22 protein-coding genes are annotated in these 21,925 nt (G+C 64.0%); 15 read left to right on the top strand and 7 right to left on the bottom strand.

Annotated elements, in window-relative coordinates; genetic code table 11:
* From NPS46_RS06950 to NPS46_RS06980, 7 genes are read right to left on the bottom strand one after another with little or no spacing between them, the layout of a single operon-like run.
* A complete protein-coding gene (locus tag NPS46_RS06950) occupies window positions 1–741 on the bottom strand; it encodes an SDR family NAD(P)-dependent oxidoreductase (RefSeq protein ID WP_274105695.1) in 741 nt (246 codons plus the stop codon).
* 10 nt (window positions 742–751) lie between these two features.
* Window positions 752–1,228, bottom strand: coding sequence for an aromatic-ring-hydroxylating dioxygenase subunit beta (locus NPS46_RS06955; RefSeq protein ID WP_274106031.1), 477 nt, complete (start codon window positions 1,226–1,228; stop codon window positions 752–754).
* A 19-nt stretch (window positions 1,229–1,247) separates the two neighbouring features.
* Window positions 1,248–2,522: an aromatic ring-hydroxylating oxygenase subunit alpha gene (locus tag NPS46_RS06960; protein ID WP_274105696.1), complete on the bottom strand. Its 1,275-nt coding sequence runs from the start codon at window positions 2,520–2,522 to the stop codon at window positions 1,248–1,250.
* 47 nt (window positions 2,523–2,569) lie between these two features.
* Complete coding sequence (locus NPS46_RS06965) at window positions 2,570–3,100, bottom strand: nuclear transport factor 2 family protein (protein WP_274105697.1); 531 nt, start codon at window positions 3,098–3,100, stop codon at window positions 2,570–2,572.
* A gap of 16 nt (window positions 3,101–3,116) precedes the next feature.
* Window positions 3,117–3,476 (bottom strand): IacB protein, encoded by a 360-nt coding sequence (locus NPS46_RS06970; RefSeq protein ID WP_274105698.1) that lies wholly within the window; start codon window positions 3,474–3,476, stop codon window positions 3,117–3,119.
* 27 nt (window positions 3,477–3,503) lie between these two features.
* Window positions 3,504–4,676 (bottom strand): acyl-CoA dehydrogenase family protein, encoded by a 1,173-nt coding sequence (locus tag NPS46_RS06975; protein WP_274105699.1) that lies wholly within the window; start codon window positions 4,674–4,676, stop codon window positions 3,504–3,506.
* 26 nt (window positions 4,677–4,702) lie between these two features.
* Entirely contained in the window at window positions 4,703–5,815 is a 1,113-nt protein-coding gene (locus NPS46_RS06980) for an amidase (protein WP_274105700.1), read from the bottom strand.
* A 791-nt stretch (window positions 5,816–6,606) separates the two neighbouring features.
* Here NPS46_RS06980 and NPS46_RS06985 point away from each other — a divergent pair.
* From NPS46_RS06985 to NPS46_RS07055, 15 genes are all read left to right on the top strand, one after another.
* Window positions 6,607–7,755 (top strand): ABC transporter substrate-binding protein, encoded by a 1,149-nt coding sequence (locus NPS46_RS06985; RefSeq protein WP_274105701.1) that lies wholly within the window; start codon window positions 6,607–6,609, stop codon window positions 7,753–7,755.
* A 98-nt stretch (window positions 7,756–7,853) separates the two neighbouring features.
* Window positions 7,854–8,891 (top strand): branched-chain amino acid ABC transporter permease, encoded by a 1,038-nt coding sequence (locus NPS46_RS06990; protein ID WP_274105702.1) that lies wholly within the window; start codon window positions 7,854–7,856, stop codon window positions 8,889–8,891.
* On the top strand, window positions 8,888–10,684 hold the full coding sequence (locus tag NPS46_RS06995) for a branched-chain amino acid ABC transporter ATP-binding protein/permease (protein ID WP_274105703.1): 1,797 nt from the start codon (window positions 8,888–8,890) through the stop codon (window positions 10,682–10,684). The genes NPS46_RS06990 and NPS46_RS06995 overlap by 4 nt, the downstream gene beginning before the upstream one ends.
* Before the next feature lie 5 nt (window positions 10,685–10,689).
* Window positions 10,690–11,475 (top strand): ABC transporter ATP-binding protein, encoded by a 786-nt coding sequence (locus NPS46_RS07000; protein ID WP_425312709.1) that lies wholly within the window; start codon window positions 10,690–10,692, stop codon window positions 11,473–11,475.
* A 64-nt stretch (window positions 11,476–11,539) separates the two neighbouring features.
* The gene (locus NPS46_RS07005) at window positions 11,540–12,526 is read left to right on the top strand and encodes a ketopantoate reductase family protein (protein WP_274105705.1); all 987 of its coding nucleotides are present in this window, start codon (window positions 11,540–11,542) and stop codon (window positions 12,524–12,526) included.
* Between the two features lie 22 nt (window positions 12,527–12,548).
* Complete coding sequence (locus NPS46_RS07010) at window positions 12,549–13,313, top strand: class II aldolase/adducin family protein (RefSeq protein ID WP_274105706.1); 765 nt, start codon at window positions 12,549–12,551, stop codon at window positions 13,311–13,313.
* A 16-nt stretch (window positions 13,314–13,329) separates the two neighbouring features.
* Window positions 13,330–14,880: a methyl-accepting chemotaxis protein gene (locus NPS46_RS07015; protein WP_274105707.1), complete on the top strand. Its 1,551-nt coding sequence runs from the start codon at window positions 13,330–13,332 to the stop codon at window positions 14,878–14,880.
* Between the two features lie 141 nt (window positions 14,881–15,021).
* Window positions 15,022–15,498, top strand: a complete 477-nt coding sequence (locus NPS46_RS07020; protein ID WP_274105708.1) for a MarR family winged helix-turn-helix transcriptional regulator — start codon at window positions 15,022–15,024, stop codon at window positions 15,496–15,498.
* A gap of 188 nt (window positions 15,499–15,686) precedes the next feature.
* The gene (locus NPS46_RS07025; RefSeq protein ID WP_274105709.1) at window positions 15,687–16,370 is read left to right on the top strand and encodes a GntR family transcriptional regulator; all 684 of its coding nucleotides are present in this window, start codon (window positions 15,687–15,689) and stop codon (window positions 16,368–16,370) included.
* Window positions 16,371–16,483: 113 nt separating this feature from the next.
* Complete coding sequence (locus tag NPS46_RS07030) at window positions 16,484–17,431, top strand: 4-hydroxyproline epimerase (RefSeq protein ID WP_274105710.1); 948 nt, start codon at window positions 16,484–16,486, stop codon at window positions 17,429–17,431.
* A complete protein-coding gene (locus tag NPS46_RS07035) occupies window positions 17,428–18,543 on the top strand; it encodes an NAD(P)/FAD-dependent oxidoreductase (RefSeq protein WP_274105711.1) in 1,116 nt (371 codons plus the stop codon). Before NPS46_RS07030 ends, NPS46_RS07035 begins: the two co-directional genes overlap by 4 nt.
* Window positions 18,536–18,772 carry a (2Fe-2S)-binding protein gene (locus NPS46_RS07040; RefSeq protein ID WP_274105712.1) on the top strand — a complete coding sequence of 79 codons (237 nt, stop codon included), beginning with the start codon at window positions 18,536–18,538 and terminating at the stop codon, window positions 18,770–18,772. The genes NPS46_RS07035 and NPS46_RS07040 overlap by 8 nt, the downstream gene beginning before the upstream one ends.
* Complete coding sequence (locus NPS46_RS07045) at window positions 18,769–20,025, top strand: NAD(P)/FAD-dependent oxidoreductase (RefSeq protein ID WP_274105713.1); 1,257 nt, start codon at window positions 18,769–18,771, stop codon at window positions 20,023–20,025. Before NPS46_RS07040 ends, NPS46_RS07045 begins: the two co-directional genes overlap by 4 nt.
* A gap of 74 nt (window positions 20,026–20,099) precedes the next feature.
* Complete coding sequence (locus NPS46_RS07050; RefSeq protein ID WP_274105714.1) at window positions 20,100–20,849, top strand: AraC family transcriptional regulator; 750 nt, start codon at window positions 20,100–20,102, stop codon at window positions 20,847–20,849.
* Window positions 20,850–21,096: 247 nt separating this feature from the next.
* Window positions 21,097–21,915 carry a transporter substrate-binding domain-containing protein gene (locus NPS46_RS07055; protein ID WP_274105715.1) on the top strand — a complete coding sequence of 273 codons (819 nt, stop codon included), beginning with the start codon at window positions 21,097–21,099 and terminating at the stop codon, window positions 21,913–21,915.
* The last annotated feature ends 10 nt before the right edge of the window (window positions 21,916–21,925 follow it).

The following is a 21,925-nucleotide window of genomic DNA, read 5'->3' on the forward strand; positions in this document are numbered from 1 at the left end:
TCAGCGCATAAAGATCCCGCCATTCACGTCCCAGGTTGCCCCGGTGGTGAAATAGGCGTCTTCGCTGGCCAGTTGCACGATCAGCTTGCCGAGGAACGCGGCGTTGCCCAGTTGCTTGACCGGGATGGCCTCGATCAGCTTTTCCAGACGCTCGGGCGGCACGGCGGCACGCACCGCCGGCGACTCGATCGGCCCCGGAGCGATGGCATTGACCGTCACCCCGGCCGCGGCCAGTTCCTTGGCGAAGATCTTGGTCAGGGTAATGATCGCCCCCTTGGACGCGGCGTAATGCGCGCCCGTGGCCGTACCGCCGTTCTGCCCGGCCAGGGAGGCCATATTGATGATCCGCCCATAACCCTGACTGGCCAGGTAAGTGCCGAACACCTGGCAACCGACAAAGGTGCCGCGCTGGTTGACGCTCACCACCCGGTCGAACTCCTCCGGGCTGATCTGCATCACCGGCGTGGTCATGGTCATCGCGGCATTGTTCACCACCACCTGCAGCGACCCCCAGTGGGCGAGCACATCGGCCAGCGCCGTCTCGAAGTCGGCCTTGCTGGCAACATCGAGCTTGAGTGCCAGCACCCGCTCACCGCTGGCGTCGAGTTCGGCCGCAGTGGCCTGGGCAGACGCCAGCGAACGGTCGCTGATGACCACCCGATAACCGGCGATCAACAACTGTTCGGCAATGCTGCGGCCCAACCCTTGAGCGGCGCCGGTGACCAATGCTACGTGCGTCATGACAGCGTCCTCAGAGGATGTAGCCGATACCGGCCAGGGTATCGGTGGAGTTGATCAGCTGGATCAGCTTGCGCTGGATCTTGAAGCTGTCGCCGTTGCGCACCAGTTGGAAGGTGACATCGGCGGTGTACTGCTTGAGCACATCCTTGCGGAACTCGCGCAGGTTCTGCGCGCAGCGCACGGTGATGATCCCGTCTTCATCCGAGAGGATGCGAAAACGCGACTGGCTGCGCACGGTACGGGCACGCGGCGTGGTCGAGATCGATTCGCCGCTGGTCAGGCGGGTGACCCGCAACTGGCGCATATGGTGATCGTCATAGGCGTAGTTGAGGGTGTTCTCGAAATCGGTCTCCAGCGGATCGATCGGGATGATGTAGGTCGCGGTTTCGGTCCACAGGTCCAGCCACTGGGCGAATTCGCCGTGGTCGAGCATGTCCGCTTCCTGCCAGATAAAGGCGCTGACTTGGTTGAGCAATTGCAGGTTGATCATGGTGTTCTCCGTCGACTTAGACCGACATCATCTTTTTCCACTGCTGGTATCCAGCGCGCATGCCGGTTTCGGCGCTCACATCGCTGACCAGCCCGTCTTCGCTCGGCTTCTCGCCTGGTAGACCGCGGTTCAGCATGATCCACAGGTCGGTGCCGGCACTGGCGCCACGCTGTACGCGCTCCCAGGCTTCGGAGTCATCCGGCGTACCGAACCCCATCGGGCCCTGGAAGTGCTCGTGCAGACGCAGGCGGTAGCGGTTGGCCACAGCCGGGCCGCCGTCCATGGTGATCACGGCGTGGTGGATCTCGGTTTCATTGACCGCGATCGGTTGCAGGACCCGGAAGAACGCCATGGAGCAGGCGATGTTCGGGAACAGGTTGAGGTTGAAGCCTGAACCGCCGACCGCACGCACGATGCGACGGACTTCGGCTTCTTCGTGACCTTCGGCGCGCAGTTGGGCGGCCAGGTCTTCGAAACGACCGGGGATCGGCAGGTCCAGGTTGGCTTCCAGATCCACCAGGTCGGGGATCATCACCATCACGCTGTGGCCGTTGCCCAGGTCTTCGACATAGCCCGGGCCTTCGACGAAGTCGAACAGCTCCAGGGTCTGTTCGTCCACCGAAGACAGGAACGACTTGTGAACCAGTGGGAAGTGGTAGGCATCCGTGGTGTTTTCCAGCTGGATCTTCCAGTTGCCCGGGAAGCGGAAGCGGTGCTCGCCGCCGACCTTGACCGGGTAGCCGGCGCCCTGCTTCATGAACAGGTCGATCCATTTTTTCGCCGGGCCGAGGAAGTCGCTCAGCGGCTCGATATCGTCCTTGAAGGTGGCGAAGATCATGCCGTTGTATTCCTCGACACGCAGGCTCACCAGTGGCAGCTCGCCTTTGTCCAGGCAGTCACCGTAGCTTTCCGGGTGCGGTACGCCACGCAGGCTGCCGTCCAGCGCGTAGCTCCAGCCGTGGTACGGGCACACGAAGCTGTTGGTCTTGCCCTTTTTGTGCTCGCACACGGTGGCGCCACGATGGCGGCAGCGGTTGAGCAGGACGTTGACGCCCTTCTTGCGGTCGCGCACCACGATCACCGGCTGCTTGCCGACATAGGTGCTCTTGTAGCTGCCGGTCTCGGGAATCTCGCTGGCATGCGCGACCCAGATCCAGGTGCTGTAGAAAATCTTGTCCAGTTCCTGCTCGAAAATCTGGCCATCGGTGTACAGCGAGGTGTGCACGCGATCAGGCTGGACCAGGTCGCCCAGGTTGGTTTCCAACGTTACGGTTTCAATCAGGTTACTCACGATCACTCCTCGTCGGCATGGCTCGCCGACTCTAAGAATTCTGGGTATTACTCGCCGGCCTGGCCGGGTACGGGCAGGTGCGCGTCGCTGTTCCAGCGATCCACCGGACGGCTGAACAGGTTTTCGGTCTGGAAGTGCGCCATGCGCCACTGCCCCTGTTCGCGGGCGAACCGCACCGTCAGCCGTGCGCTGTTGAGGTGCGAAGCGCCCGAGGCAAAAGTCGAAGTCTGCAACATCACCCAACTGCCCTCGCCGCTGTCACCCTGTACCCGGATCAACTCCGACGTCAGGAAGTGCACATTCAGTGCAAAGTGCGCGGGCTCGACCATATAGGTCGCGAACATCGCCTTGATCGCTTCGCGGCCACGGTAGCCCCCGAAGCTGTCACGGTACTTGGCGCCCTTGCCTTCCCAGACCGCCTGCTCGGTGAACAGCCCGGCCAGTTCGTCGAGCGGGGAATCCACGCCCAGCTCGTCGCACAGCCACATATAGCGGTTCATGCAGGCCCGGATCGCGTTCTCGCTCTCCAGTTGGTCGAGGCGCTGGCACAGGGCGTCGATATTCGCTTGGTTTGACATCACGACCTCGACCGACTCAGCGCTGGATAATCAGTTCGCGGCCGGTACGGGCCTCGACCTTGCAGTACTTCCACAGCTTGTACGGACCGTCGCCGACCGAGGTGGTGCGGAACAGGTTGCACGCGGCGTGGACAGTCTCGATATCCGGCACGTCAGCCAGCAGATAGGTGGTCCATGGCCAGCCTGCGGAAGGGCCGACCATGCTTTGGTCGTCGTCCATGTTGCCGATCACGGTCACACCCGGCAGGTCGGCGATACCGTTCCACATCTCGCCAAAAGCGGCCCAAACCTCCAGCGCCTCAGGACGTGGCGCGTCAAAAAAGTTCTGGTTGATGCCGATGCAAAACAGCACGCGAAGCATTTTTTTATCAGTCATGGGGTTCACCAATTCAGTTGGAAAAAATTACAGGTAGCCCGGCAGCGGCTTGTTGCCGAAGAAGATTGCGCCGGCGTTCTGGTACGTCATGTCGCCCATGAAGGCGTGCTGGGTAATGACCTGGGTGTCGTTGACGAAACGCGACAGCGGGCTGGTGCGATACACGCCGCTCATGCCCGACAGCATTTGCGCGGTACGGGCCACATCGGCTGCCACGCGGGTGGCGTGGGTCGACGACAGGCGCAGCATATTGGTCTGCTCGATGCTCACCGCGTCGCCGGCCAGAATGCTGTCCCAGGCATCGTCGATGGACTGGTAGAACCAGGCACGGGCGGCGCGCAGGGCGGCTTCAGCCTTGGCCATTTCAACCTGGGCCAACGGGCGATCGGACAGCGACGGCGCGCCGGTCACGGAGATCCGGCCCGAGGCCATGCCGCAGAGTTCGTCGAGGGCGGCACGGGCAACGCCCAGGCCGACGACCGACAGCACCTGGGTCGCGAACGACAGCGACGGGTAGCGGAAGAACGGTTCGTCCAGGTTCGACGGGCCGCCGCGCACGAAGGTCCACTCTTCCGGGACCACCACGCCTTCGACCACGACGTCATGGCTGCCGGTACCGACCAGGCCGACCACGTTCCAGGTTTCCTCGATCCGCACCTTTTCGCGCGGCATGACGGCCAGGCGTGGCAGGCCGAGCATGTCGCCGTTCTTCGGCGCGACACCGACGCCGATCAACGAGGCGCCCATGCAACCGCTGGAGAATTTCCAGCGGCCATTGACCTCCAGGCCGCCGTCGACAAAGGCCGCAGGCTGCGGCGGGAAGATGCCGCCGGCAAAGACCACGTCCGGCGAATCGGCGTAGATTTTCTTGATGGTTTCCAGGGGCAGCGCGGACAGGTAGACCGGGCTCATACCAAAGCTCGCCACCCAGCCGGCGGAGCCGTCGGCGATGGAGATGTCTTCGACCATCCGGCAGAACTCGGCTGGCGAACGCTCGTCACCGCCAAAGCGCTTGGGCACCAGGGCGCGGTACACGCCGAGCGTGCGGAAACGCTCGATCACGTCCTGGGAAATGAACTTCTGCTGGTCAAACTCTTCAGCCCGCGCACGCGCACGGATTTCCACCAGCAGTTGCTGGAACTCTTCACCCGCCGTGATAGGCACGCAGCGCTGGTGGTTCAGCTCGCTTAGCGCAGTCATGGGTTTCTCCATAGTAAGCATGACGATTAGTCTTCCAGGCGCCGAACCAGCTCGCGGGCGACTGCACACAGCAGTTCGTCCGCGCCATGGGCGGCAATGAGTTGCAGGCCGACCGGCAGTCCCGAGGCGCCTTCCAGAGGAATGCTCAGGGCCGGATGACCGGAAAGATTGAAAGCCCGTACCAGCGAGGTCATGCCCAGCGCAGCACGGGTGTCGGTAGCATCGGCGACCAGCAGGGGATAATCAGGCATGGTCGGCAGCGCGAGGATCGGCGTCTGCGCCAGCAACGCGTCAACTTCCGCGATAAAAGACCGGCGTACCGCTTCGGCCCCTTCCAGGGCCTCGGCCGAGGTCAGGCTGGCGGCGCGCAGGCGATCGGCCACATCATTGGCGACCTTGCCTGTTTCCAGGAGATGGCCGCAGCCATTCCAGGTTTCGACGTTGATCACCGCCATTCCCGCACCATAAGCCGCGTGCATGCCTGGCAGTTCCTGGTCGTGCAATTCAAAGCCGCTACGGGCCAGCGCGTACTCGACGGCCGCCTGAATTTCTGGCTGGGCCTCGACCGCGATCACGCCGATACGCACACCTTCGACCGTTGGCAGCGCCTTGAAAGTCGGGTCGATGTAGCGCATGGCTTCGATCAGCCGCGTCATATCGGCGGCAAACGGTCCCACGCAGTCCAAGCTGCTCACCGCCGGCATCACACCCACGCGGCTAACCCGACCGAAGCTTGGCTTGAGCCCGAAAACGCCGCAGCAGGTGGCGGGAATCCGCACCGAGCCGCCGGTATCGGTGCCCAGGGCGAAATCGCACAAGCCTGCTGCCACCGCCGCCGCCGAACCGCTGGACGAGCCGCCGGGAATACGCCCCGGATAACGCGGATTGTCTGGCGTGCCGACCCAGGCATTAAGGCCGGTGGTGCCGAACGCCAGCTCATGCAGGCTGGTCTTGCCGGTAATGCGGCAACCGCCGGCGAGCAACGCCTTGACCACCTGAGCATGCTCAGTGGCGGGCGGCGCGTCAGCCAGGGCACGACTCGAAGCGCGGGTGGCATGGCCAGCAATATCAATGGTGTCTTTCACCATGACCGTGGGGCCATCTCCCCCGAGGGCTAAATCTTCGACAACGATCGACATGTCTTCTACCTACTGATTGGAACGCTGACCCGTCAGCACCACCTTGCGGCGCCATCACGGGGTAAACGCTTAAATCTAAAATCGTAATAATTACGTGAAATGTCAATTGAATTTTCCCAAATTAAACGGTGTGTATTTTCGGTGCATTTTTTTAGCTTTTGCACCGTCACCGTGCACTTTGGTAACACCCAAAAACAGTCAGCCAATATCTACAAAACAGCATAAATACCTTTAAATACATGGAGTTATAAAGTTGACGATAACCGTTCTCAACGCGCACATGACGGAAACAGGTGCAAAAACCAATCGTCAAAAAAACAGGTTTAAAAATAAAAAAGCCCGATAGAAACGGCAGAAATAACACCTTAAAAAAGCGCTTTTTTTGCCATTAAAAATATCGATTTTTTAGGCCTTTTCCAGCGTTCTTGATCCAGATCAACGCCTTATTTCCCGCGGCGTGATGGGCATTTTCTGACGGCGAAAAATCTCAATTCCCAGGCCCTTTTCCAGACACACCCAAAGGCCGAATTGCCACCGCGCCGCACGGCCGCGGTAACGGCCATTCGCCACCCTCAAAATATTTTCTGGCATGCAACCTGCTATTGCCCTCCTCGCCCCTCGACCGAGTGTTCAGGGTCGATCAGCGCTCCCAGGTGTTCGCCAAGGAACCGGGAGACTGAGCAGTTCGACAAAAAAACAGGCCATTTACTCGGCCGCCCCAGCGCCAGGATGTGGCGGGGCCGGCTGGCCATAAGCCTCTTGCATCGCCTTGCAACTCTTCGGAGAAAGTCATGCTTTTCAGAAAAGCCGTGTCCACGCTGTTGTTGAGTGCTGCCTGCGCCGCCGCTGCGCAAGCTGAAGTGAAAGTCGGGGTTATCACCTCCTCAACCGGCCCGATCGCCCTGGTCGGCCTGCCGCAGAAAAACACCGTCCCCTTGCTGCCCACCCAGGCCGGCGACCAGACGGTGAAATACATTTCGCTGGACGATGCAAGCGACCCCACTGCCACCGTGAAGGCGCTGAAAAAGCTGATCGACGAAGAAAAGGTCGACGCCATCATCGGCCCAAGCGGCTCGCCCAATGCCATGGGCGTGATCCAGTTCGTCGCCGAAGCCGGCGTACCGCTGCTGGCCCCGGTCGGCACCGCCGCCGTGGTGCTGCCAATGACCGAACAGAAAAAATGGGTGTTCAAGACCACCCAGAACGATGACCTGATCGCCAAGGCCCTGTTCGAGCACATGGCTCGCAAGGGCGTCAAAACCCTGGCCTTCGTCGGCACCGCCGACCCGTACGGCGAGAACTGGGCCAAGGTCGCCGCCGGCCTCGCCGCCGCGCAGAACATCAAGATCGTCGCCAACGAACGCTTCCAGCGCCAGGACACTTCGGTCACCGGGCAGAGCCTCAAAGTGCTGTCGGCCCGTCCCGACGCCGTGCTGGTCGCAGCCCCCGGCAGCTCGGCCGTGATGCCGCAAACCACTCTATTCGACCAGGGCTACCGTGGTCAGATGTACCAGACCCACGGCGCCGCGCTGCAGGACTTCCTCAAGCTGGGCGGCAAGAAGGTCGAAGGCACCATCCTGGCGGCCAGCCTGATGCTGGTCCTGGACGAGATCCCGGATAGCCACCCGTCCAAGAAGATCGCCAGCGACTACACCGCGGCCTACGAGAAACTCAACGGCGCGAAACCGGCGACCTTCGGCGGCAACACGTTCGACGCCGGCCTGTTGCTGCAAAAAGCCATTCCGGTTGCCGCGGCCAAGGCTGCGCCGGGCACGCCCGAGTTCCGTGCCGCCCTGCGTGACGCACTGGAGCAAACCCACGAGTTGGCCGCGACCCAAGGCGTCTACAACATGACGCCCGAGGACCACAGCGGTTTCGACGAACGTGGCCGCGAGCTGATCCAGGTGAAGAACGGCAACTGGACCCTGTTGCACGACTGATCGCCGGCGCGCAGTCCGCTGCGCGCTCGACCCGGCCCCGCCCACCCGGCGGGTCCGGGCCTGCTTGATTTTCAATCTGTAGAAAAAGAGTTCTCAATATGAATTTCCAGATAGCCATGCTGCTGGGCCAGGACGGCATGACCAACGGCGCGATCTACGCGCTGCTGGCCCTGTCGATCCTCCTGGTGTTCACCGTGACGCGGATCCTGCTGATCCCCCAGGGTGAATTCGTAACCTACGGCGCCCTGACCATGGCCACCCTGCAGAGCGGTCATCCGACTGCACTGGTCTGGCTGTTGCTGGGCCTGACCCTGATCGATTGCGTTCTCGACCTCTGGGGCGCGACGCGGGCCAGTCAGGCGTTCCGCCTACCCAAACGAATCTTCCTCAAGCTCGGCTATGCCGGGCTGCTGGCCGTGTTGATCAACACCCTGCCGCTGGCCGAACTGCCGATGGCGGTCCAGGCCCTGCTGACCCTGGCACTGGTCGTGCCGCTGGGCCCGCAGATCTATCGCCTGGTGTTCCAGCCCATCGCCTCGGCCAGTTCCCTGGTGCTGCTGATCGTCTCGATTGCGGTGCACGTGAGCATGGTCGGTATCGCCCTGCTGTTGTTCGGCCCTGAAGGGGCGCGCACCGAACCGTTCTCCGACGCTGGCCTGGAACTGGGCCCGGTGACGTTCAACAGCCAGACCCTGTGGGTGCTGGCCGTGTCCCTGAGCCTGATCGTGGGGCTCTATCTGTTCTTTGAACGCACCCTGTATGGCAAGGCCCTGCGCGCCACCGCGGTCAACCGCATGGGTGCACGGCTGATGGGCATCTCGCCGACCCTGGCCGGCAAGTCGACCTTCCTGCTGGCGGCCCTGATCGGCACGCTGTCGGGCATCCTGATCGCGCCAATCACCACACTGTATTTCGACTCCGGCTTCATCATCAGCCTCAAGGGCTTTGTCGGCGCCATCATCGGCGGCCTGGTCAGCTACCCCGTCGCCGCCGTCGGCGCACTGGCGGTCGGCCTGATCGAAGCCTTCTCGATGTTCTGGGCCAGTACCTACAAGGAGATCATCGTGTTCACGCTGATCATCCCGTTCTTGCTCTGGCGCTCGCTGACCAGCCGGCATGTGGAGGAAGAAGAATGAACCCGCGCTACCTGTTACTTGCCCTGCTCCTGGTCGTTGGCCTGGCGCCGCTGGTGCTACCGCCCTACTACGTGACGCTGCTCAACTACATCGGCCTGTACACCCTGGTGGTGCTGGGCCTGGTCCTGCTGACCGGCGTCGGCGGCATGACCAGCTTCGGCCAGGCCGCCTTTGTCGGCCTGGGGGCCTACACCTCGGCCTACCTGACCACCAGTGCCGAGCTACCGACCTGGCTGGCCTGGGCCGGCGCCTCGCCCTGGCTGGCACTGCTGGCCGGCGTACTGCTGACCGCCAGTGTGGCGCTGATTCTCGGCGCGCTGACCCTCAAGCTCTCCGGGCACTACCTGCCGCTGGGCACCATTGCCTGGGGCCTGTCGCTCTACTACCTGTTCGGCACACTCGACTCCCTGGGCGGCCATACCGGGGTCAGCGGCCTGCCTTCAGTGTCGTTGTTCGGCTTCGACCTGGACAAGGGCGAGAAGATTTTCTACCTGATCTGGGCGGTGCTGCTGGTGGCCATCCTGATCACACAGAACCTTCTCGACTCCCGTGAAGGCCGGGCGATCCGCGCCCTCAAGGGCGGCCAGGTCATGGCCGAATCGATGGGGGTCAACACCTTCCGCTCAAAGATGGTGATCTTCGTGATCTCGGCCGTCTTCGCCGCGATCTCCGGCTGGCTGTACGCTCACACCCAACGCTTCGTCAACCCGACGCCGTTCGGCCTGAACATGGGGATCGACTACCTGTTCATGGCGCTGATCGGTGGTGTGGGCAGCGTCTGGGGCGCCCTGCTCGGCGCCGGCATCCTGACCATGCTCAAGCAATGGCTGCAGGATCTGCTCCCGCATTTGCTGGGCAACACCGGCAACTACGAAACCATCGTCTTCGGCATCCTCATCGTGGTGCTGATGCAACGTGCGCCGGGTGGTCTCTGGCCGCTGCTCGCACGCCTGGTGCCGACCCGTTCGCGCCGCAAGGTCATCGCCCTCGATGACAGCGCCAAGGAACTGCCCCGTCGCCAGTTGCCCGAACACGGCACGGTCATTCTGCAAGCGCGCAATGTGACCAAGCGCTTCGGCGGCCTGGTCGCCAACAACGACATGAGCCTGGATATCCACTCCGGTGAAATCCTCGCGCTGATCGGCCCCAACGGCGCCGGCAAGAGCACCATGTTCAACCAGTTGTCCGGCGTCGACACGCCGACCTCCGGTGACGTGCACTTCCTTGGCCAGAAGATCAACGGCCTGAGCTCACGCCAGGTTGCCCGCATGGGCATGAGCCGGACCTTCCAGCACGTCAAGCTGCTGCCGACCATGACCGTGCTGGAAAACGTGGCCATCGGCGCCCACCTGCGCGGCAGCCAGGGCGTGCTGTCCGCAGCCCTGCACCTGGAGCGTCGTGAAGAAGCCGAACTGCTCAACGAAGCCCGCCGCCAGCTCGAACGCGTTGGCCTGGGCGACTACTTGTACGAAGAAGCCGGCAGCCTGGCCCTCGGCCAGCAGCGCATCCTGGAAATCGCCCGGGCGTTGTGTGCCGACCCTTGTCTGCTGCTGCTCGACGAGCCGGCCGCCGGCTTGCGCCACAAGGAAAAAGAAGCCCTGGGCCTGTTGCTCAGCCGCCTGCGCAGCGAAGGCATGGCGATCCTGCTGGTCGAGCACGACATGGACTTCGTCATGGGCCTGGTCGATCGCGTGGTGGTGATGGAGTTCGGCCAGCGTATCGCCCAGGGCCTGCCCGAAGAGGTGCAGAAGAACCCGGCGGTACTCGAAGCGTATCTGGGAGGGGTCGAATAATGAATATGTCCGTGGAACCACAAGCCGTCAGCCACAACCAGGTCAGCGATGCCGTCTTGCAGATCAACGACCTGAGCGTGGCCTACGGCAAGGTCGAGGCCTTGAGCAATGCCAGCCTCACGGTGGGCAAGGGCCAGATCGTCACCGTGATTGGCCCCAACGGCGCCGGCAAGACCACCCTGCTCTCGGCGATCATGGGCGTGCTCGGCTCGCGCGGCCAGGTCAACTTCGATGGCAGCCTGGAAACCGTGCCGGAGGTCGAAGTCATGGTCTCCCGTGGCCTGGGCCTGGTGCCGGAAAAACGCGAGCTGTTCACCAGCATGAGCGTGGCCGACAACCTGCTGCTCGGCGCCTTCCAGCGCCATCGCAAGGGTGACCGCGACTACAGCCAGACACTGACCGAAGTCTATGACTTGTTCCCCCGCCTGTGGGAGCGCCGCGAGCAACTGGCGGCGACCCTGTCCGGCGGCGAGCGACAGATGCTGGCGGTGGGTCGCGCCTTGATGGCCAAGCCCAAGCTGCTGATGCTCGACGAGCCGAGCCTGGGCCTGGCGCCGCTGATTACCCGGGAGATCTTCCGGATCATCAGCGCCCTGCGTGAACAAGGCGTGTCGATCCTGCTGGTCGAGCAGAATGCCCGCGCCGCGCTGCGGGTCGCCGACTACGCCTATGTGCTGGAAACAGGCCAGATCGCCATGCAGGGCCCGGCCCAGCAGCTGGCCGATGACCCACGGGTGATCGAGGCCTACCTGGGCCTGGCCAGCAAGCATCAGGAAATGCTCGCCACCTGAGCCTCCCGGCCCCGCCGCCGCGCACCCTGCCGGCGGCGGGCGCCCCAGAATCTGCGGAGTCACCATGAACGCTTCCCCTCTGCGCATCTGCATCGCCGGTGCCGGTGCCATCGGCTGCACCCTCGCCGCACGCCTGGCCGCCAGCGGCCAGGCCGTCAAGGTCCTGGCCCGGGGCGAAACCCTGGCCACGCTGCAGCGTGACGGCATCCACCTGAGCGACCTGGACGGCCAGCACCATGTCCAGGTCCAGGCCAGCGCCAATGCCGCCGAACTGGGTGAACAGGACCTGATCTTCCTGTGCACCAAGGCTCCGGCCCTGGCCAGCCTGCTCCCCCAGATCCAGCCGATGATCGGGCCCGATACCGTGGTCGTGCCGGTAGTCAATGGCGTGCCCTGGTGGTACTTCCATGGCGAAGGCGGTCGGCTGGACGGGCGGATCGTCGAGGCCGTCGACCCGGCGGGTGCCCTGACCCAGGCCCTGGACCTGAAGCAGGTACTCGGCTGCGTGGTGTTTATCACCGCCCAGTGCCCGGCCAACGCGGTGGTCGAATCCAGCAACCCGCACCTGATGATTTTTGGCGAGCCGGACAACAGCCTGAGCCCGCGCCTGGAGCGCGTCCGTGCGCTGATCGAAAGCGCCGGGATCGAGGCCCGGGCCACCGACCGTATTCGCGACAATCTGTGGACCAAGATCATTGCCAACATCACCTCCAACCCGCTGTCGGTGATTACCGGCGCGACCCTGGAGCAACTCTACGGCCAGCCTGCCCTGCGCGCGCTGGTCAGTACCTCGCTGCATGAAACCCTGTTGACCGCCGCCGCCCACGGGGCGCGGGTCAGCATCGATCCGCAGACCTTTCTCGACCTCGGCGCCGGCATGGGTGCGGTGCGCACCTCGATGCTGCAGGACTATGAAAAGGGCCGCCCCCTGGAACTGGCCGCCATTGGCGACGCCGTGCTGGAGCTGGCCGATTGCATGGCCATCCCCATGCCGTTGACCCGACATCTGATTGCCCTGGCGCGCTTTCGTGGCGACCAGGCCTGCCTCTGACGTTTTGCACAAGGAATCCGCTATGAACCAAGCATCCCTGGAAAAACCGGCCCACTGCAGCGACGAAGAATGGGCCCTGCGCGTCGAGCTTGCGCACTGCTATCACCTGGTGGACTTTTTCGGCTGGACCGAGACCATCTTCAACCATATCTCCGCCCGCCTGCCCGGCCCGGCGCACCACTACCTGGTCAACCCGTTCGGCCTGAACTACACCGAAGTGACGCCCGCCAACCTGCTCAAGGTCGACCTGCACGGGCGCAAACTCGAAGACTCGCCCTACGACGCCAACCCGGCCGGCTTTGCCCTGCACAGCGCCGTGCATGGCGCGCGCCCGGACATCGAGTGTGTGATCCATACGCACACCACGCCGATCTCGGCCATCGTCATGAAAAAGGCCGGCTTTGCCCACAACGACTTCTATGGCGCCCAGCTCTATGGACGCATCGGTTACCACACCTTCGAAGGCATCACGCTGTTCGATGACGAGAAGGCACGGATGATCGACAGCCTGGGCGACAAGCACATCCTCGTGCTGCGTAACCACGGCATCGCGGTCGGTGAAAGCAGCATCGCCAAGACCTTCTTCCTGCTCTGGACCGTCCAGCGTGCCGCCGAGATCCAGTGCCAGGCCGGTGCCCACGGTGGCGAAGACAATCCCTTGCCCGAAGACATCAGCGCCAAGTGCGCCGACCTCACCGCGATGCTGATTCGCGACAGCGGCTTCGCCGATAAATTCTTCACCGCCATGGTACGCAAGATGCACGCCGAGCGCGGCCAGAGCTGGTAACTGGCGGGAGCCTGTCATGAGTCAAGCCTTGCTAGCGATGCCGGACGAAGTGCCGATTTCGCGCCTGGATACCCAGGGCCAGCTACTGGCCTGCAACGATGCCTACCTGGCGATGTGCGGCTATGCCCGCACCGAGCTGGAGGGCAAGTCCTTCGGGCTGATCAACCACCCCGGCATGCCTGCCCGCGTCATCGAGCGCATGTGGCAGACCTTGCGCAGCGGCGTGCCATGGACCGGCCCGCTGATGGGCCGCGACAAGCTGGGGACGACCTTCTGGTGCAACCTTTATGTGGTGCCCCTGTTCGAAGGCGGTCAGCTCAATGCCCTGGGCACGGCCTATCATCCGCTGGACCGCGAGCAGAGCCGGCGCGCCGACCTGCTGTACAGCCGGCTCAATGCCGGCCAGGGCCCGCTGAGTGCTGGCGAGCGCCTGCGCGAACAACTGGCCAGCCATGGCCTGGCCTGGCTGCTGGGCGCAGGGGTCACCACCGCCATGCTTGGTCAATGGCTTGAACCGGCCTGGGGCCTGCCCCTGCTGGCCGGCCTGGCGGCGACCAGTTGGCAGGCCAGCGCCCGCCAACGCGCCGATGTACAGCGAATCATGGCCCAGCATGAACTGGTCTACAGCGACGCCCTGCTGGCGCCGCTGATGGGCGATTCGAGCAGCGCGTCCGGGCACCTGGGCATGGCGCTAACCAGCCAGAAAACCCGCATGCGTACCGTCATGGCACGGATCCGGATCAATGGCTTGACCCTGCGCCAGAGCGCGGCCGAGTCCTCGCAGTTGGTGCAGACCCAAGCCGGGCAATTGCAGCGTCAGCTCGAAGAAGCCGAGCAGTCGGCGGCGGCGGTCCACCAGATGAGTGCAACCATCCAGGAACTGTCGCGCAACCTGCAGCAGACCGCTGCCGCGACCCAGGCCGTGGACCAACTGGCCCATGACGGCGACCGGATTTCCGATCAGAGCCAGGTATCGATGACCAGCCTCTGCGAGTCGGTGGAAGAGATCGGCACAGCGGTCAGCCGCCTGGCCGAGTCGATTGAGTCGATCAGTGGCGTGGCCCATGTGATTCGCAGCATTGCCGAGCAGACCAACCTGCTCGCGCTCAACGCCGCGATCGAAGCGGCACGGGCCGGCGAAAGCGGCCGCGGCTTTGCCGTGGTCGCCGATGAAGTACGCAGCCTGGCGACCCGTACCCGCGAGTCCACCGAGCAGATCCAGCAGTCCATCGAACAACTGCGCGAGGGCAGCGCCCAGGCCCTGAGCACCGCCCAGCGCGGTGAAGTCGCTGCGCGCGCCTCGCGGACAGATGTCGAGCAGGTGCAGACGGCGTTGCAGCGCATCTGCGAGGAAGTCGGGCAGATCTCCGGCATGAGCCTGCAGATGGCCTCGGCCATCGAGCAGCAGGGCCAGGTAGCCCAGGAGATCAACGGGCAGATCGCGCAGATCGTCGAGCTGGCCCAGACCAGCAGCGACCAGTCCCGGCGCAGCACCCAGATTGGCGAAGAGCTGCACCGCTTGGCCAACTCCCAACTGGACCTGGCCGAGCGCTTTATCGACGGCTGAGTCCCCTCACCGGGGCCCGCAGCCCCGGCTGGTTTTTTGCGACGGCGGGCGCGACAATGGCGCCCGCTGCCCCCCTGCACGCGCGCCATCGGCACTGCGCCCCTATCAATCCGGCTTCGAGCCAAGGCACCGCGAATCTTTATGAACACCCCAAAAAAGCGCTTGAGCCGCTACAACCCCGCCAGTGAGGACTTCAAGAAAGAAGAGTTCCCCTTCTACTGGCTGGCTCGCCTGCACGGACGCTACTCCATGGCCATGGAGAAAGCGCTGAAGAAAATCGATATGGACATCCCCCGTTGGCGGATCCTGTTTATCCTCAAGGAAAACGGCGAATCGAGCATTTCGGAAATTTCCATCCATGCCATCGCCAAGTTGTCGACTATCACCAAGATCGTCTACCGCATGAAGGCCGACGGCCTGGTGGAAACCAACACCTGCGCCAGTGACGGACGCGTGACCCAAGTGTCACTGACCGACAGCGGGCGCCAGACCATCGAAAAGATCCAGTTGGGCACCAGCGATATCTTTCGCACCAGCTTCAAGGGCCTGACCGAAGCGCAGATCACCAAGCTCAACGGCACGCTGGAAAAGATCTTCAATAACCTGCCTCAGGATTGATGGAGCGCCAACCCGTTGCGCCCGTCCCGTAGCCGTTACTGCCAGGCTGCGGCCGAGTGCGCAGCGCTCTCAGGCCCAGACGCTGCCTGACGGCAATTGAGGCACACCCCCTGCGGCGACCTTCTAGAAGCCCCGCCAGCAGCGCGACAGCCGAAAAATTCGTATACCATATCCCAACCTCCTTTCGAATGATCGCCGCCGTGAATCCATCTCGACTCAATGCGCCCAACCTGGGCAACACCCCTTCGACGTCGGAGATCATCACCCGGCACTTGCGCGATGCCATCGTGGCCGGGCATTTCGCCGAGGACGAGCCGATCCGCCAGGACGATATCGCCCGCCAGTTCAATGTCAGCAAGATCCCCGTGCGCGAGGCGCTCAAGCGCCTGGAAGCCGAGGGCCTGGTGTTGTTCCAGCGTAATCGCGGGGCCATGGTCACGCGGATGTCCGAAGCCGAGCTGGCGCAGATGTTCGAAGTGCGCATGCTGCTCGAAGACAAGGCCCTGCGCCTGGCCATCCCGAACATGACCGAGGAGACCTTCGAGCGCGCCGAGCGCATCTGCCGGGAGTTCGTCGGCGAAAACGACGTCGGTCGCTGGGCCGAACTGAACTGGGAGCTGCACGCCTGCCTCTACGAGCCGGCCCAGCGGCCCTTCCTGGTCAGCCTGATCCGTTCGATCAATGACAAGCTGGAACGCTACCTGCGCATGCAGATGAGCCTTTCCGCCGGCAAGGATCGCGCCGACCATGAACACCGCGATATCCTCCAGGCCTGCCGCGATGGCGATGTCGAGCGTGCCGTGGGCCTGCTCGACGAACATATTGCTGGGGTCTGCCAAACCCTCTTCGCCCACCTGCCCAGCGCCCGCTGAATTTTTTTGGTCACTGTGCCGATTTCGTCATCGGCACCCGGCAAATCCATCAAGCCGAATCAACCACTGATCCACCACTCTGATGGCCACTCTTCTCAATGGATGTGGCCCCCATGCAACGCATCAGCGTGATCGACTCCCATACCGGCGGCGAACCGACCCGCCTGGTTACCCACGGCTTTCCCGACCTGGGGCACGGCAGCATGGCCGAGCGCCGCCAGCGCCTGGCCGACCAGCACGATGCCTGGCGCACCGCCTGCATGCTCGAACCGCGTGGCAACGACGTACTGGTCGGGGCCTTGCTCTGCGAACCCGTGGACCCGAGCGCCTGCGCCGGGGTGATTTTCTTTAACAACAGCGGCTACCTGGGTATGTGCGGCCACGGCACCATCGGCCTGGTGGTCTCCCTCGCCCATCTGGGCCGGATTGGCCCGGGCGTGCACAACATCGAGACGCCCGTGGGCACGGTCCAGGCGACCCTCCATGAAGATCGCTCGGTCAGCGTGCGCAATGTCCCGGCCTATCGTTATCGCCAGGCCGTGACGCTGCAGGTCCCGGGTATCGGCACAGTGGTTGGCGATATCGCCTGGGGCGGCAACTGGTTTTTCCTGATCGCCGAACATGGCCAGCGAGTCGCCGGCGACAACCTCGAAGCCCTGACCGCCTACACCGTGGCGGTCCAGCAGGCCCTTGACCGCCAAGGCATCCGCGGGGATGACGGCGGCTTGATCGACCATATCGAGTTGTTCGCCGACGACGAACACGCCGACAGCCGCAACTTTGTGCTCTGCCCAGGCAAGGCCTATGACCGCTCGCCCTGCGGCACCGGCACCAGCGCCAAACTGGCCTGCCTGGCCGCCGACGGCAAGCTGCAACCCAGGCAGATCTGGCGCCAGGCCAGTGTCATCGGTAGCGAATTCGAAGGCTCCTATGAACGGCTCGACGCCACCACCGCCGGCGAGCGCATCATCCCGACCATTCGCGGCCGCGCCCATATCAGCGCCGAAGCCACACTGATCCTCGAACAGGATGATCCGTTCGCCTGGGGCATCCAGCTGTGAACCCGGGCCATGACGCCGATGTGATCGTGATCGGCGCCGGCATTATCGGCGCCGCCTGTGCCCAGGCCCTGGCCCTGCGCGGCCTCGACGTGCTGGTGCTAGACGCCGGCCTGCCCGGCGCCACTGCCGCCGGCATGGGCCATCTGCTGGTGCTCGATGACAACCCGGCCGAACTGGCCCTTAGCCAATACTCCCTGCGGCGCTGGCGTGAAACCGCGCCGGCGCTGCCCGAAGGCTGCGCCTATCGCACCAACGGCACCCTGTGGCTGGCGGCCAATGGCGAGGAAATGGCCGTGGCCGAAAGCAAGTTCGCCCACTTGAGCGAACACGGCGAAGCCTGCGAACTCCTGACCCGCGCGGCCCTGAGCGAGCGCGAGCCGCACCTGCGCGATGGCCTGACCGGCGGCCTGCTGATCAAGGGCGACGGGATTCTCTACGCCCCGGCCACCGCCCGCTGGATGCTCGATACTCCCGGCATCCGCCAGCGCCAGGCGCGCGTCAGTGAAGTCGACGGCCAGCGCGTGCGCCTCGACAGCGGCCAGTGGCTCGGCGCCGGCGCGGTGGTCCTGGCCAACGGTATTCAAGCCACCGAACTGTGCCCGGAACTGCCCATCGAACCGAAAAAAGGCCATCTGCTGATTACTGACCGCTACCCCGGCACCGTGACCCATACCCTGGTCGAGCTGGGCTATGTCACCAGCGCTCACCATGCCAGCGGCCCTTCGACCGCCTGCAACATCCAGCCACGGCCTACCGGCCAGCTGTTTATCGGCGCTTCGCGGCAATTTGGCACCACTGATCCGGCGGTCGAGAGCTGGATGCTCGCCAAGATGCTCAAGCGCGCCGTCGAATACCTGCCCGGGCTCGCCCAGCTCAACGCCATCCGCGCCTGGACCGGCTTTCGCGCGGCCAGCCCGGACGGCCTGCCCCTGGTTGGCCAGCACCCACAACGACCGGGGCTGTGGCTGGCGGTCGGCCATGAAGGCCTGGGCGTCACCACGGCCCCCGCGACGGCTGATCTGCTGGTGGCCCAGTTGTTCGGCGAAACCACGCCGCTGAATGCGCAAGCCTATTTGCCTGAACGTTTCCTTGGAGAACCCGCCCATGCCTGAATTGACCCTCGATGGCCGGGTGCTGCGCGTCGCCGACGGCACCAGCGTGGCCGCCGCCCTGGCCCTGGGCGGCGACGGTAGCAGCCGCACCTCGGTCAGCGGCCAACGCCGCGCACCGCTGTGCGGCATGGGGATCTGCCAGGAATGCCGGGTCACCATCGACGGCCGGCGTCGCCTGGCCTGCCAGACCCTCTGCCGCGACGGCATGCACGTGGAGACCCGACCATGAGCGACTATGCCGACCTGCTGATTATCGGTGCCGGCCCTGCGGGCATGGCCGCCGCCCTCGCAGCTGCGCCCAGTGGTGCGCGTATCGTGCTGCTGGACGATAACCCACTGCCCGGCGGGCAGATCTGGCGCGACGGCCCCCAAGCCAAGTTGCCCGCCCAGGCACGGCAGATGCGCGAACAGCTGCTGGGACTGAGCAATGTGCGCCATCACGCGGACACCCGGGTTATCGCCCAGGCCGGCCCAAAACAACTGCTGCTCGAAGACGCCGAGCGCGGCTGGGTCATGACCTACGAAACACTGATCCTGTGCACCGGCGCCCGTGAACTGCTGCTGCCCTTCCCTGGCTGGACCCTGCCCGGCGTGACCGGCGCCGGCGGCCTCCAGGCATTGATCAAGGGCGGTTTGCCAGTGAGCGGCGAGCGCCTGGTGATCGCCGGGAGCGGCCCGCTGCTACTGGCCAGCGCCACCACGGCACGCAGCAACGGTGCACGGATTGTGCGGATTGCCGAGCAGGCATCGCGAGGGGCCGTCGCCGGCTTCGCCGCGCAATTACCGCGCTGGCCGCACAAGCTGCTGCAATCCTTTGGCTTGTTCGATCATCACTACCGCACAGGCAGCCATGTCCTTGAAGCCCTGGGCAGCGACCGCCTGGAAGGCGTGCGCCTGCACCAGCAGGGCAAGGTCGTTGAACTGGCCTGCGAGCGCCTGGCGGTGGGCTTCGGCCTGATCCCCAATACCCAACTGGGCCAGGCCCTGGGCTGCGCCCTGTCGGGCACGGCATTGGCGGTGGATGCCTGGCAAGCCAGCAGCCTGGCCGATCATTACGCCGCGGGTGAATGCACTGGCTTTGGCGGCAGCGAGCTGGCCCTGGTCGAAGGCGCCATTGCCGGTTTGGCCGCCGTTGGCGAGCGCGATGCGGCCCAACGGTTGTGGCCGCAACGGGCACGCTGGCAAGGGTTTGCCGATACGCTAAACCACGCCTTCGCCATCGCGCCCGCGCTCAAACAGCTGGCAAAACCCGACACCCTGGTTTGCCGCTGCGAGGATGTCGCCTTTCAGGCCCTGGCCGGGCATGCGGACTGGCGCGCCGCCAAACTGGCCAGCCGCTGCGGCATGGGCGCCTGCCAGGGCCGGGTCTGCGGCGGCGCGGCGCAGCATCTGTTTGGTTGGACACCGCCCGTGCCACGCCCGCCTTTTAGCCCGGCGCGTATCGAGACGTTGTTGTGCCTCGACGACACCCCGCCGCTCTAAGCCCCGCGCCGGGGCTTTCGGCCGCGCCAGCGGATCTCTATGATCCCGGGGGTACTCCTCGGACCCCCGGCGCCATGTACCTATCGCTCAACACGCTCAAGCCCTGCGACCTGCCTACCCTACTGGGCAGCCTGCAACCCATCGCGCCGCTGCTCGATACCCTGGTGGACGTGGTCTTCTTTATCAAAGACCGCGAGGCGCGCTACGCCTTCGTCAACCAGACCCTGGCCCGGCGCTGCGGCTTCAAGCACAGCCAGGACCTGCTCGGGCTGACCGCCGAGATGGTCTTCCCGGCGCGCTTCGGCCCGCTTTATACCGAGCAGGACCGACGCGTACTGAGCAGCGGCCGTGAGCTGGCCGACCAACTGGAACTGCACCTGTATGACGCCAACCAGCCCGTCTGGTGCCTGACCCACAAGCTCGCCCTGCGCAATGAACAGGGCGAGGTGGTCGGCCTGGCCGGCATCTCCCGCGACCTGCAGCTGCCCCAGTCCAACCACCCAGCGTTCCAGAAACTGGCAGCAGTGGATGCCCATATCCGCAACCACTTCGCCCGCGCCATCAGCCTCGCCGAGTTGACGGCCATTGCCGGCCTGTCCGTGGCCCAGTTGGAACGTCACTGCAAGCGAATCTTCCAGCTCACGCCCCGGCAGATGATCCACAAGGCGCGCCTTGAAGAAGCCTCGCGCCTGCTGTTGGAGCACGACCTGCCGATCACCGAGATCGCCCTGCGCTGCGGCTATACCGACCATAGCGCCTTTAGCCGCCAGTTCCGCGCCCTGACCAGCCTATCCCCCAGCCAGTACCGCGATACCCACCGTTAAGACGCCGGTGTTCCTTTAGCGGGCGTCGCGGGTGTGCACTGCTCCCTTATGTAACACCCGGCAACCCGCGCTTTCGTCGCCCTTGACGCCCACTGGCAAATCACCTTCTCTGTAGGACATATAGCTTAAGGCCCGGTGAAAAAATCGAGACTCGAAGCGGAAATAGGCACGGCCATTGCAAAACAAATATCGTATACGAAATTCTCACTACGATAGCCAACAGCACTTTTCCGATAACGAGGCCTCTATGAAAAACCCCGCATTTGCCGTAGCCCTCAGCGCTGTGCTCAGTACCTCCTTCGTTGCCACCGCCCAGGCCGACAAACTCGATGACATCATCGGTTCGGGCAAGCTGCGCTGCGCCGTCACCCTGGACTTCCCGCCCATGGGTTTTCGCGATGAAGCCAACAAACCCGCCGGCTTCGACGTGGACTACTGCAACGACCTGGCGAAAGTCCTCGGCGTCGATGCCGAAGTGGTCGAGACGCCCTTTCCTGATCGTATTCCCGCACTGATTTCCGGGCGCGCCGACATCATCGTCGCCTCCACTTCCGACACCCTGGAGCGGGCCAAGACCGTCGGCCTGACCATTCCCTACTTCGCCTTCCAGATGGTCGTGCTGACCCGCGACGACACCGGCATCAAGAGCTTCGACGACATCAAGGGCAAGGCCCTGGGCAACACCAGCGGCACCTATGAAGCCATCGCCCTGGAAAAAGACGTGAAGAGCTGGGGCAGCGGCAGCTTCCGTGCCTACCAATCGCAGAACGACACTATCCTCGCCGTGGCCCAGGGCCATATCGATGCCACCGTGGTGACCAACACCGTCGCCGCCGCCACCCTGAAATCGGGCAAGTACAAAAACCTGAAGATCGCCGGCAACGCCCCGTATGTCATCGACTACGTGTCCCTGGGCGCCAAGCGTAACGAATACGGCCTGATCAACTACCTCAATCTGTTCGTCAACCAGCAAGTACGCAGCGGGCGCTACAAGGAGTTGTTCGTCAAGTGGGTCGGCACCGAGATCCCGCCGACCGACCTGACCGTGCCACACGTCTACTACTGAGGTGACCGGC

It is taken from the genome of Pseudomonas putida, from assembly GCF_028682395.1.
Taxonomy (GTDB): domain Bacteria; phylum Pseudomonadota; class Gammaproteobacteria; order Pseudomonadales; family Pseudomonadaceae; genus Aquipseudomonas; species Aquipseudomonas putida_AB.